This window comes from Levilactobacillus yonginensis (genome assembly GCF_003946265.1).
Taxonomy (GTDB): Bacteria; Bacillota; Bacilli; order Lactobacillales; family Lactobacillaceae; genus Levilactobacillus; species Levilactobacillus yonginensis.
In genome coordinates this window covers 98,588-109,599 of record NZ_RHNO01000006.1, presented here as the reverse complement: position 1 = coordinate 109,599, position 11,012 = coordinate 98,588, and the positions used below count along the sequence as shown (strand labels likewise).

At 48.1% G+C, this 11,012-nt stretch carries 13 protein-coding genes; 5 read left to right on the top strand and 8 right to left on the bottom strand.

Annotation, left to right across the window (positions count from 1 at the left end; all coding sequences use genetic code 11):
- Window positions 1-128 precede the first annotated feature (128 nt).
- Window positions 129-548: a helix-turn-helix domain-containing protein gene (locus EKM87_RS04990; protein WP_125682488.1), complete on the top strand. Its 420-nt coding sequence runs from the start codon at window positions 129-131 to the stop codon at window positions 546-548.
- A gap of 405 nt (window positions 549-953) precedes the next feature.
- A complete protein-coding gene (locus tag EKM87_RS04985; RefSeq protein WP_125682486.1) occupies window positions 954-1,805 on the top strand; it encodes an SAM-dependent methyltransferase in 852 nt (283 codons plus the stop codon).
- Window positions 1,806-2,068: 263 nt separating this feature from the next.
- On the opposite strand, the gene EKM87_RS04980 is transcribed toward EKM87_RS04985, so the two are convergent.
- The 8 genes from EKM87_RS04980 to EKM87_RS04945 all read right to left on the bottom strand — a co-directional run bounded on the left by EKM87_RS04980 (window position 2,069) and on the right by EKM87_RS04945 (window position 7,640).
- Window positions 2,069-2,416 carry a type II toxin-antitoxin system RelE/ParE family toxin gene (locus tag EKM87_RS04980; RefSeq protein ID WP_125682484.1) on the bottom strand — a complete coding sequence of 116 codons (348 nt, stop codon included), beginning with the start codon at window positions 2,414-2,416 and terminating at the stop codon, window positions 2,069-2,071.
- Entirely contained in the window at window positions 2,416-2,685 is a 270-nt protein-coding gene (locus EKM87_RS04975; protein WP_225426614.1) for a type II toxin-antitoxin system prevent-host-death family antitoxin, read from the bottom strand. The genes EKM87_RS04980 and EKM87_RS04975 overlap by 1 nt, the downstream gene beginning before the upstream one ends.
- A gap of 74 nt (window positions 2,686-2,759) precedes the next feature.
- Window positions 2,760-3,827 carry a YdcF family protein gene (locus EKM87_RS04970; RefSeq protein ID WP_125682482.1) on the bottom strand — a complete coding sequence of 356 codons (1,068 nt, stop codon included), beginning with the start codon at window positions 3,825-3,827 and terminating at the stop codon, window positions 2,760-2,762.
- Between the two features lie 13 nt (window positions 3,828-3,840).
- Window positions 3,841-4,431 (bottom strand): TMEM175 family protein, encoded by a 591-nt coding sequence (locus tag EKM87_RS04965; protein WP_125682480.1) that lies wholly within the window; start codon window positions 4,429-4,431, stop codon window positions 3,841-3,843.
- A gap of 336 nt (window positions 4,432-4,767) precedes the next feature.
- Window positions 4,768-5,250: a hypothetical protein gene (locus EKM87_RS04960; protein WP_125682478.1), complete on the bottom strand. Its 483-nt coding sequence runs from the start codon at window positions 5,248-5,250 to the stop codon at window positions 4,768-4,770.
- A gap of 14 nt (window positions 5,251-5,264) precedes the next feature.
- Window positions 5,265-5,681: a hypothetical protein gene (locus EKM87_RS04955; RefSeq protein ID WP_125682476.1), complete on the bottom strand. Its 417-nt coding sequence runs from the start codon at window positions 5,679-5,681 to the stop codon at window positions 5,265-5,267.
- A 134-nt stretch (window positions 5,682-5,815) separates the two neighbouring features.
- Complete coding sequence (locus tag EKM87_RS04950) at window positions 5,816-6,829, bottom strand: lipoate--protein ligase (RefSeq protein ID WP_125682474.1); 1,014 nt, start codon at window positions 6,827-6,829, stop codon at window positions 5,816-5,818.
- A 331-nt stretch (window positions 6,830-7,160) separates the two neighbouring features.
- Window positions 7,161-7,640, bottom strand: coding sequence for an Rrf2 family transcriptional regulator (locus EKM87_RS04945; RefSeq protein ID WP_125682472.1), 480 nt, complete (start codon window positions 7,638-7,640; stop codon window positions 7,161-7,163).
- 387 nt (window positions 7,641-8,027) lie between these two features.
- On the opposite strand from EKM87_RS04945, the gene EKM87_RS04940 reads away from it, so the two are divergent.
- Genes EKM87_RS04940 through EKM87_RS04930 form a run of 3 tightly spaced genes read left to right on the top strand, consistent with a single transcriptional unit; the run spans window position 8,028 to window position 11,001 of the window.
- Window positions 8,028-9,071, top strand: coding sequence for an ABC transporter ATP-binding protein (locus tag EKM87_RS04940; protein ID WP_125682470.1), 1,044 nt, complete (start codon window positions 8,028-8,030; stop codon window positions 9,069-9,071).
- A complete protein-coding gene (locus tag EKM87_RS04935) occupies window positions 9,068-10,042 on the top strand; it encodes an ATP-binding cassette domain-containing protein (protein ID WP_125682468.1) in 975 nt (324 codons plus the stop codon). The genes EKM87_RS04940 and EKM87_RS04935 overlap by 4 nt, the downstream gene beginning before the upstream one ends.
- Complete coding sequence (locus tag EKM87_RS04930) at window positions 10,042-11,001, top strand: ABC transporter permease (protein ID WP_125682466.1); 960 nt, start codon at window positions 10,042-10,044, stop codon at window positions 10,999-11,001. The genes EKM87_RS04935 and EKM87_RS04930 overlap by 1 nt, the downstream gene beginning before the upstream one ends.
- Window positions 11,002-11,012 lie beyond the last annotated feature (11 nt).

Below are 11,012 nucleotides of genomic sequence, written 5' to 3'. Positions count from 1 at the left end.
ACTCATGACCTTCGAGGCTTAAAGACGAGCCTGGAGACCGCACTATGGCTCCAGGCGGTCCCATGGGCGGCGTGTCTGCCCGCCAGGACGAACACAACAAAAACAAATGAAAGAAACGGGTGAGTTGGATGTTTTCAGAACGACTTCGGGCCTTGCGACGCGGCCAACACATTACATTGGAACAACTGGCAACGGCCTTAAACGCGCAAACGGCCGGGCCGGACGATCACGCCAACACGGCCTCACAGATTGGTAACTGGGAACGGGGCATTCGGACGCCGTCATTTATCGAAGTCCGAAAGCTCGCCGAATACTTTGATGTGACCATGGATTACCTAACTGGTAAAGCAGAGCGTGATGAGTACGACTTGGGTCGCCTCTTCCTCTCCGGCAAGCAACTCAGCTTCAACCGTGAGTTGCTGAGCGGACAGGACCGTTACGAAATTTACCAGTTGATCGATGGTTATCTGCATGGTCGGGAAAACCGCGCCACCAACCAAGAACCAAACCAGCAAGAAGAACTGGATCTTCATTTAGACGATCATTAATTAGGAGTCGGCAGGTCGGCAATCAATGCTAATCGGCCGACTTTTTTCGTGACAATGCGTGAGTATGGTATGGCCGCCTTGCCGGTCACAAGAGCTGGGCTGGAACGGTGCCGACACAACTTCAAGCCTTGAAAATCACAAGTCTTGAAGCTTGGTCTTCTGCTAAGCCGTAAACGACTAAGCAGAACGAGGCGCCTGAGCCCAGCTCCTGTGACCTCACGGCTAAACTTGATACACTAGATTCTCACTGACAAATGTCTTTTTATAGTGAACTCTGAATTGGCGTTCTACGTTACTTATAATTGGCCGTCTATAGACACTAACGAAATCCAGACGTGAGTTGTCACCCTCAAAAACTGAATTTAAGCATTCCTTACCAATTTTTACCCAGAAAGGACCCTTACTTTGAATCCTAAGAAACTACAAAAATTAAAGAAAAAAGTCCGGCACGCCCCCCTCAGCGAGCGTAAAACTAGCTACATTGAGCGGATGACGGCCTATTATCATCAATTTAATGATTACCCGGCCATCAAGATTTTAATTAGTAACGTCCTCTTGGCCGACCGAATGCTGGCAGCTGGCGACTTGCCACAGCAGGTACCACTACTGCAGCTCCCAGACGATAGCCAGGATCAGATCTTTAAAAAACTCAATGAAAGCTATCCTGCCGGTGACCCTACAGGCGATAAACTTTGGAACGAGCTGAGTGATGCGCTGCCAAACCTCGACCACGACTTGCGGTCCTTCAGAGACTATCTGGAAAATCACTATGGCATGTGGGCCTACACGCCAGCGCCATTTGTCGGCGACCTCGCCAAGTTCGTTGGTGACCGCTCCGTACTTGAAGTGATGGCGGGAAACGGCTATATTTCCAAGGGATTGCGTGACGCTCACAAGACGGTCTACGCGACGGATAGTCAGGCATGGACGACAGAAAATGAAACTGGCCGCCACCCGCTAACACCGATTGAACCCCTGAGCGCTGTGGATGCCTGGAACAAGTACCAAGACCAGGTTGGCGTTGTCGTCATGTCCTGGTCACCAGATGGCCTGCCATTGGATTGGGAACTGCTCCAAGCTATTCGCCAGTCTAGCAAAGACGTGGACTTCGTTGTCATTGGGGAGCCCCATGGTGCCACGGGATCAGAGGACTTCTGGAACCACGCTGACCTGTTGGAAAACAAGGACACCCGTGATTTAAACCGCCACTACACGCAAATTGATCTGGTTCAAGACCACGTTTACTTGGTCAAGTAACTGAAAAGTTCAGCAGTAAATATTACATTTTACCAAACTGACAGTGACCTATTTACCCCGTATTAACCGTCTGATATGATATTACTGGTTAATTAATACAGGGAGGATTCACAGTATGTTAGCGTTGGGGAATATTTTATTTTACGGCTTGGGGACCTTACTGATAGCCGCACTTGGCTACGCAGCGTTTGCCAGTTACCAAGCACATCGCGATGAATAATCAAAAACACCGACCCGTCCATTTGGACTGATCGGTGTTTTTTCTACGCTCTCTTTTGATTCATTAAGTAATACTGGACCTTATGCGCAACATCCTGCCGATTACCAAAAATTCTTAAGATAATGACCTGATTAGCTAGCTCATCAATTTCATACAAAATTGTATTTCTGGCCGTTTGGAATACAAAGAATCCTACCAAATAAATATCCTCATCAACCAATGAACTAACCGGCAACCCTAAGTTAGGAAAATGGGCCAATTGGTCTAACGTCCCCGCAATACTGGTTAAGGTTTTTTCTTGCACAGTCTTGTCGAAAGCAGTGATTAAGTATTCCTTTAAACGTAACAAATCATTCCTAGCTTCTGCATATAACGCCAGTTGGTACTTCATTAGCTCTCCAACTCTTTTTTGACGTCGTCCCAAGAATACTTTTTACCCCTTCGGGCCTCATCAGCAACTTTCATCATTTTTGCAGCAAAAATAGACTCTTGAAATTTTTTAAAGTCCGAGATATCCATCAAAGCGTACTTACCATACCCGTTCTTCGTCAAAATAACCGGGTTCTGTGGGCTAACCTCTTCCAGCAACTTATTGTACGAACGAAGTTCTGAAATGGGTTTAATGTTCTGTTCAAAGTTTTCGGGGTCTTTTTCCATCATTGAAATTCACTCCCTTCACGCCTCACTATACCTACTTTGCTGCAAATAAGCGATTAGTTTGCATCATAAATCACCTAATAATATTCAGCAACCGTGAGGCCAATCGTCAGCAGGAGCATCAGCCCAATAGCCACGGCGTGCCATCGTTTATTGCCCACGAAAACGGCAATGTACTCCCGCAAAATAGCGTTAGGCAAAAAGAATTTGGCCGTGTGCGCCCCAATACCATTGGCCTTGAGGCCCGCCCGTTTGGCAATCATCCCTGCACGAAATGTGTGATACCCATTCGTCACGAAGGTCACGCGCGGCTGCTGTGGTCCCCGTTCATCAATGATTTTTTTCGAGTAAATCATATTCTCGTAGGTCGTTTTCGACCGATCCTCCGCTAGCGCATGGTCAACGGGTAATCCCCGGTCCAGGGCATATTGCCGCATGGCAACGCCCTCTGGCACCGTTTCATCACCGCCCTGGCCACCGGAAAAGATGATGACGGGCGCGCGGCCAGTCTTGATTAGTTGCTTGTGGTAAAAGGTCAAGGCCCGGTCGATCCGCTGGCCCAATAACGGTGACACCTGGTCACCATTTAACAGACCAGCTCCCAGGACAATCAGATAGTCCTGCTTATACCGTGGCCGGTTGAACTGATAAATGAAGAGCATCGTGAGGTAGTTATAAAACCAAAATAGCACGTAAAAAATCACTAATGACGGAAATAGGTTCAGTGCTGTGGCCACCGGAACGGGCAGGTACAGGGTTGTGGCCCGGACCACGAACGGCGCCACCAAAATGGCGATTCCTAAAAACAACGTCAACATATTGGCTAGTGTATGACTTTCTCGTTTCCAAACGATCCACGCATTCCAGAGTAGCAGGAAGGCTTGGAGGGTAAACACCACCCCAATCAATAACAGTAGCAGGACGAATAAAACCAGACTGATGACGATCAACCACCGATTACTGGTGCCTAAAATCGTCATCGCTAATAGCGTTAAAAATGAATAGAAAAATAGCGAAAACCACAATCCGTTGCCCAGTCGCCGCTTTTCAATGCTGTAGCTAATGACAAAACCAGCCCCGAAGAACAACGGAATCAGCCAGCCCAGGTAGGCGACGGCTGGAATATTGAATAAATTATCTTGCATTTTTTAAACTCCCCTAAAACAATTTGTCACTATCTTTTGGTGTAGAAATTGCCATCACAATCAATTCTACTACCGTAAAGACGAGGACAATTGGTGGCCACTGAAAAATTAACACCGTCACGATAACCCAGACAAGCCAATAGCCAACGTTAACGTTCATCCGATAGACGGACATTTGGCGAATCTTCTGGGCCACTTCTGGATGGTGCTCCCGATTGGTCCGCATGACCACGTAAGAAAGGCCCGCGTAGGCCCACTGCCAGAGAGTGAAGATAATAAAGTAAAAAAGCTCCGGCTGAACATCACTAATAAAGCGGCCAGCCCAGGCCGTCGATACCGGCAACATCGCCATGATTAGGATCCAGAGGTTATTCATCCAATAGATACCCTTGGTCACTCGTTTCGTCAGTGAAAACATATAGTGGTGATTGTACCAAGCCACCCCAATAAATAAGAAACTAATCAAGTAAGCTACTAAATAACTCCACTCTGTGGCCAAAGCCGCAAAGGTCGGCTCCTCTGGCGTCTTGAACTCCAAAACCATAATCGTTAAAACGATAGCCACCACTGCATCAGTGAAGGCCTCCACACGTCCTTTGTTCATCTTCAGGTCCCCTCAATTTCAAGTTAATTTTAGAATAGCACAGTTACTGTAGGGAGTGATTGGTGATGGCTAGAAAATTTTAAGATATAAAAAAACGTCCAACCAGTCAAAAGACTGATTGGACGTTCTTAACACAGCATTCGCCGAAACGAATGGGTTTATCTCGGAATCCACATTCCCTCAAAACCAGACACGTCACAAATCCGGTGACATATGTGCCCTGCTGACAAATTCACCTAGCCGCTTGCGCGGACATCCCTTGCAAGCAAGGAACGCGTGATTTCTCGACTCATCGCATAGAAACTATAATAGCACACAAGTCCTCGAAACACAAGGCTACTTCTTTTTAACGTCAGTTTCTTCCTTGTTGCTAGCCGCAGCTTGGAGCTTCTCAATCTGCAAGCCCAACCAATCGTGCAGGCTTTGATCCGCAACCTTCGCTTGATCCACGTAAGTCGTAGCGGGGGCTAAGGCATCGATTCGTAAACCGGAAACGTTGATGTCTGGCGTCTCAATCACAGCATAAACGTTGATATCCGCTTCATCCGACGTCTCCATGATTTTTCCAATCGTCTTACTATCTTGCAGCGGCAAGTTGATGACACTCATTTCCAGTCGAACTGAAACGTCCGTATCAGTCAGCTTCAGTTCCGCCTGTGCCAGTTTATCTGCGCCAATTTGTTGGCGAATAAAGTCAGCCAGTGGTGCCATTAACTTGTCTGCGTCTGCAAAGAACTTAGCTTGCGTCGTTTCAGCCGTGAAGTGTTCCACCTCGTCAGCTTCTGCAGCATCAATAAACGTTTGAATTTCTCGTTTCATTCTTCCACCTCGTTTTAATTACTGAAGCGTCGACGATCCCTAGAATCCCGGTCGCGTTTCCGCAAACGTAACGCTAAGACCAACCAGTAGGCGTTGGCCACCATCAGTGCCACGGCAAAGGCCGACATCAGCACCCGAATCAGCATTTCGGCGCTACTGTTGCTCCACATGTTCAAGAGCACCCCTACCAGGGACAACGTGTACATCGCAATCACGAGCCCCATGAGGTAAAACGATGGTCGCCAGTTTAGTGCGGCCAGCACAATGGGCACTGCGTACAGAACGACCGCCAAAATCGTTGACCGCCAGAACTCACTCATGTTCATCTGTGCGCCAGCAACTTCAACGAAGGGACGGGACATCAGAAAATTAATGGCGATAAAGCCAATCAGGGACACAATTGCCCAGGCAATAACGTTACGATCTTTCATTTTAAAATAAACTCCTCAATAATTTCGCTAAAATAAAAAACGTGGTCAAACCGACCACGTTTTAGTCAATTTCCTCTTCTATTCTAACGTATTCCCCGCGGAAAATCAGCTAATCCACGAAAACTACTGGATTCCTAATCTACGAGCAGGTCAACAACATCCTGCACATCAATCCCATTGAAATACAATTGGCTGTTAACACTGTTCAGCACTTCGCCAACGTGTTCACGATCATACCGAACGCCTTCAAGCTTGTCGGCCAGTTCCGTAACATCGGATGGGCCAAAGAAATCGCCGTAGAACTTAATGTTCTTGATCTTCCCACCGTCAACTAATAGGCGAGCATCAATCGTGCCGGCCGTAAAGTGCTTCCGCTTCTTGACCGTAAATTCAGGAGAGTTTCCGTAAACCCAGTCCCAATTGCTGTAGTAGTCGTTGTAGATCTTATCAATAGCGGCTTTTTCGTCGTCCTTGATTTCAACCTTCTTGGCAGCGATGGCATCCAGATTGTCCACGTGGAACAATTCCTTCAGTAACGTGTCCCGGAATTCTGGAACCGTTAAGTTTTGATATTCAGGCGCTAAGTAAGGCTTCAGGTTCGTCACCCGTGAACGAACAGACTTGATTCCCTTAGACTTCATCTTATCTTCTGGCACGTTCAAGGCGTGAGCAATCACATCTTGGTCCACGTCCAGCATCAAAGTCCCATGGGAGAAAGTCTTACCGCTGTGTGAGTACATGGCGTTACCGGAGAACTTCTTACCATCGACTAAAATGTCATTCCGGCCAGAAACTTCGGCAGTTGTCGCACCCATGGCGTGTAAGGCATCCACAACGGGTTGCACAAAGGATTTGAAATCGCCAAATTCTTCACTATCACTATCAACCACGAAGCTAAAGCAAAGGTTGCCGAGATCTTGATACACAGCACCGCCACCCGATAACCGACGGGTGACCGTGATGTTGTTTTCTTCCACGTACTTTTGGTTGATCTCTTCCAATGTGTTTTGGTTACGACCAACGATGATGCAAGGGCCTTCGTAGTAGAACAAGACCAGTGGTTCATCAAACTTTTTGTTGTTCATCAAATATTGTTCAGTCGCTAAGTTGTGACGAATATCATGTGATTCCATGGCATACCAATACATAAACCCAAAACCCCTTTCAAATTAACCAACCCGGGGGCGGACTTAAACTGTCGTAATCCCGGTTACTTTAAATCATAGCACGGTTTGCAAACGATTACAATTTAGGGGTTAATCATTGATTTGTCATGAAAAAACGGACCAGTTACTGATAGGACAGAATTAGTCACTTAGCTGCCGTAACTGTACCCATACCGGCGGTTTTTGGCAAACTAAAAAGCCGTCCAAGTTCACCCCGGGCAGCTTCCAACATCATTAATGGTGGCCGTAACCGCCATCCCTTATCTACAAGTTCAATTATAGACGCTTCACTAACAAAAAGGCAGCATTTAGCTCAGTCAGTTGGCGTCTCCGGTTGCTTAATTAACTGTCGGAAAAAACCATGCGCATGCAGGTCTTTCTTCAAGTCAGTCATCGTGAACTGGTGGTAAAACTTACGATAATCCTCGTCAGCCAGTGTAAAAAGGTCCGTCAACGTTTGAGAAATGTTGGCAGAAATATCCGTTTGATCACCCGTCTTGGTGCCCTTAGAGTCACCCGTAATAAAACGGGCGTAGCTAATGGTCGGCGGAATCGTCAAATCATATAGCTCACCCACGTTGATATCGGCAAGATCACGGATTAATTGATAACCCCCATTTTTACCAACGGAGCCCTCAATATAGCCCTGCTTATGCAGAACCGAGAGGATGTTACGAATCATGACCGCATTCAATTGTAAGGAGGTTGCCAACTCACGGCTCGCTATCTTCCGGGGACGGTTCTCATCCAGATACAGCAAGCTGTGAACGGCAACGGAAAAGTCTAGTCTCATCGTTCAGCCATCGCTTTCGAAAAATCTGTTCTTATTACTGTTATCATAACACATTCAGTTGGTTCGTTAGTAGCCGTAACTAAATTTCCTCACCTGATTCTCATTAGTTACTAGTTATGTATATTATTTCAAAGCCTTGTATAAAGGTTGTCCCTCAACCATTAGTTTGGCAATCCCGTTATCCAACCAACCACTTTTAAGCCGAAAATTTTACCATCAACGGCGTTATCTGCGATGATTGCGCCATTGAAGCTTATCAAGGATTTTGGTCCTAATTTCCGTGCTTTTATTTTCTCTCAACGACCAATCATTGCGAACTTTCAATCGCCCAAGCTATGGGTGCATGTTGTCGTAAATTTATACATTTTCGTAGTCGATCGGCTCAGGATGACCGACCACCAATTCTGGGGAGGGATTTTCGTGGAGACTGCCAACAATTTTCTAAGAATCAAAGATGTCAGCACGGCGTTTAAAATCAACGGTCAGTACTACGACGCCATCTCTCACATTAATCTTGAAGTCCACCATGATGAAATTTTAGCCATCGTGGGAAAATCAGGCTGTGGCAAGAGTACGCTGGCCACGACCATCATGGGCCTCCATGATCCGAGCGAGACGCATATTACCGGCGAGATCGACTTTGAAGACACTGACCTCCTCCAGCTTGACGAAGCCGGCTACAACCAATTTCGAGGCGCTAAGATTGGGATGATCTTTCAAGATCCCCTCTCCGCGCTAAACCCGTTGAAACGAATCGAAGACCAAATCAGTGAAGTCATGACCTACCATACGAGCCTCTCTAAGGCGGCTAAGCACGACCGTGTCCTGGAGCTGCTCAACCAAGTTGGTATCACTAATCCCCAACGTACGGCCCGCCAGTACCCCCACGAATTATCAGGTGGCATGCGCCAACGCGTCATCATTGCCATCGCGATTGCCTGCAAGCCCGATTTGATCATTGCCGATGAACCCACGACCGCACTAGATGTCACGATTCAAGCCCAAATTTTAGACGTTCTGCGGGACATTCAACGTGAAAATCACGCCGGCATTATCCTCATCACGCACGACCTAGGCGTCGTCGCCGAAACGGCTGATCAGGTGGCCGTCATGTATGCCGGCCAAATTGTGGAAAAGGGGTCAGCCGAACAAATCTTTGATACCCCGGAGCACCCGTATACGCGGTCGCTCCTGCGCTCCATGCCACAGCTAGACAATCAACAAGATGACCTCTACGTCATCAAAGGCAACGTGCCATCTCTGCAAAAAATGCCCACCACGGGTGACCGCTTTGCACCACGAATTCCTTGGGTTCCTGCCAGTGCCCACGAGGCCGATCCACAGATGCACGAGGTGGTGCCCGGCCACTGGGTACGTTGCACGTGTTATCAAACCTTTCAGTTTCCGGACGAGGGAGGCGTCACGGTATGAGCTTAATTGAAATCAAGGACTTAAAAGTCCACTATCCCATCCGGTCGGGATTTTGGAACCGGGTGACGGATTCCGTCAAAGCCGTGGATGGCATCACTTTCAACATTGAGGCTGGCGAAACTTACGGTCTCGTCGGTGAATCTGGTTCTGGAAAATCGACCACCGGGAAGTCCGTGGTTGGCCTCGAGAAGGTCACCAGCGGATCCATCCTGTATCAGGGTAAGGACATTACGCAGCGTCGTAACCGCCAACTCTTGGACTACAACCGCGACGTTCAGATGATTTTTCAGGACTCACTATCCAGTTTGAATCCCCGCAAACGTATCGAAGACATCATTGCGGAACCCTTACGTAACTTCGAACACCTCACTAAGGATCAAGAAAAGCTGCGGGTTTTGCAACTCTTAGACATTGTCGGGTTAGACGCCGACGCACTGTACAAATATCCCCATCAGTTCTCAGGGGGACAACGACAACGGATTGGAGTTGCTCGCGCCGTAGCAACCAACCCCAAACTCATCATCGCTGATGAACCCGTTTCCGCCTTAGACCTTTCTGTCCAGGCGCAGGTGTTGAACTTCATGAAGAAGATTCAAAGGGGCTTTGGCATCTCCTACCTGTTTATCTCACACGATCTCGGCGTCGTTCGTCATATGTGTACCAACATTGCCATTATGAACCGCGGTCGGCTGGTCGAAGTGGGCACTCGCGATGATATCTACAACCATCCCCTGCACATTTACACCAAACGCCTACTAGCAGCTATTCCAGACGTCAACGTCAGTGAACGTGCCGCTCACCGGGCCATGCGACAGAGGGTCGAACAAATCTACCAATCCCAACAGCACGATTACTACGACGAGTCTGGGGAGGCTTACCCACTCGTTCAGGTCAGTCCGACCCATTCGGTCGCCCTGCCCCCGAAACTCGCCCAACAACTGCTGGTTCAAGAAAGTGAGGCGCAGGACTAATGTGGAAAACAATTCTTCGTCGCCTCTTAATTATGATTCCCGAAGTCATCATCCTTAGCATTTTGGTTTTCTTACTAGCTAAGGCGATGCCTGGTGACCCTTTTACGGGATCCATCAATCCCAAGGCGGACCCCGAACAAATCCATCACTTGATGAAACTCAACGGGTTGTACGATCCCTGGTACCAGCAATATTGGCACTGGGTCGTCCACTTATTTCACGGTAACTTAGGTGACAGCTATCAGTACCAAGAACCCGTCTCCCGCTTAATTGCCGGACGGGCAGGCAATACCCTCTGGTTATCGCTCTTCACGATGATTTTGACTTACGCCATGGCATTACCCATGGGGGTCTTCGCTGGACGACATGAAGGGCAGCTCCCCGACACAGTCATTCGAGTCTACACCTACGTGACCTACTGCATTCCCTTCTTCGTTATCTTAGTCATTGGTATCTGGGTTTTCGGCTACATTTTGGGCTGGTTCCCAACGACTGGATCCATTTCACCAAATGCCAACGGCTGGGCGCAAACCATTGGGTCGCATCTAACCCACATCCTGTTGCCCGGCCTCCTCGGTGCATTGTTCGGGACCGTCAATATCGTGCAATACCTCCGTTCTGAAGTCATCGATGCCAAACATTCCGACTACGTGCGGACCGCTCAGTCGAAGGGCGTTCCCAGCAAGGATATCTATCGGCACCACATTTTCCGTAACTCCCTGCTACCGATTGCCGCATTTGCTGGCTACTCTATCACCGGATTACTCAATGGCTCCATCTTTACGGAAACGGTCTTCTCTTACCCGGGCATGGGATTGCTCTTCGTGAACTCCATCATCTACCGGGACTACACGGTAATTACAGCACTGGTCCTGATTTACGGCATTCTGAACTTACTGGGAACACTACTTTCGGATATCATTCTCAGCCTGGTTGATCCACGGATTCGTATCGACTAAGGGGGCGGTTC

What these genes read in the sequence shown, in the direction of transcription:
- EKM87_RS04935 (WP_125682468.1), top strand. Translation starts at nt 9,068, where the DNA reads ATGAGCTTAATTGAAATCAAGGACTTAAAAGTCCACTATCCCATCCGG.
- EKM87_RS04930 (WP_125682466.1), top strand. Translation starts at nt 10,042, where the DNA reads ATGTGGAAAACAATTCTTCGTCGCCTCTTAATTATGATTCCCGAAGTC.
- EKM87_RS04955 (WP_125682476.1), bottom strand. Translation starts at nt 5,681, where the DNA reads ATGAAAGATCGTAACGTTATTGCCTGGGCAATTGTGTCCCTGATTGGC.
- EKM87_RS04950 (WP_125682474.1), bottom strand. Translation starts at nt 6,829, where the DNA reads ATGTATTGGTATGCCATGGAATCACATGATATTCGTCACAACTTAGCG.
- EKM87_RS04945 (WP_125682472.1), bottom strand. Translation starts at nt 7,640, where the DNA reads ATGAGACTAGACTTTTCCGTTGCCGTTCACAGCTTGCTGTATCTGGAT.
- EKM87_RS04990 (WP_125682488.1), top strand. Translation starts at nt 129, where the DNA reads ATGTTTTCAGAACGACTTCGGGCCTTGCGACGCGGCCAACACATTACA.
- EKM87_RS04965 (WP_125682480.1), bottom strand. Translation starts at nt 4,431, where the DNA reads ATGAACAAAGGACGTGTGGAGGCCTTCACTGATGCAGTGGTGGCTATC.
- EKM87_RS04980 (WP_125682484.1), bottom strand. Translation starts at nt 2,416, where the DNA reads ATGAAGTACCAACTGGCGTTATATGCAGAAGCTAGGAATGATTTGTTA.
- EKM87_RS04970 (WP_125682482.1), bottom strand. Translation starts at nt 3,827, where the DNA reads ATGCAAGATAATTTATTCAATATTCCAGCCGTCGCCTACCTGGGCTGG.
- EKM87_RS04960 (WP_125682478.1), bottom strand. Translation starts at nt 5,250, where the DNA reads ATGAAACGAGAAATTCAAACGTTTATTGATGCTGCAGAAGCTGACGAG.
- EKM87_RS04975 (WP_225426614.1), bottom strand. Translation starts at nt 2,685, where the DNA reads ATGATGGAAAAAGACCCCGAAAACTTTGAACAGAACATTAAACCCATT.
- EKM87_RS04940 (WP_125682470.1), top strand. Translation starts at nt 8,028, where the DNA reads ATGACCGACCACCAATTCTGGGGAGGGATTTTCGTGGAGACTGCCAAC.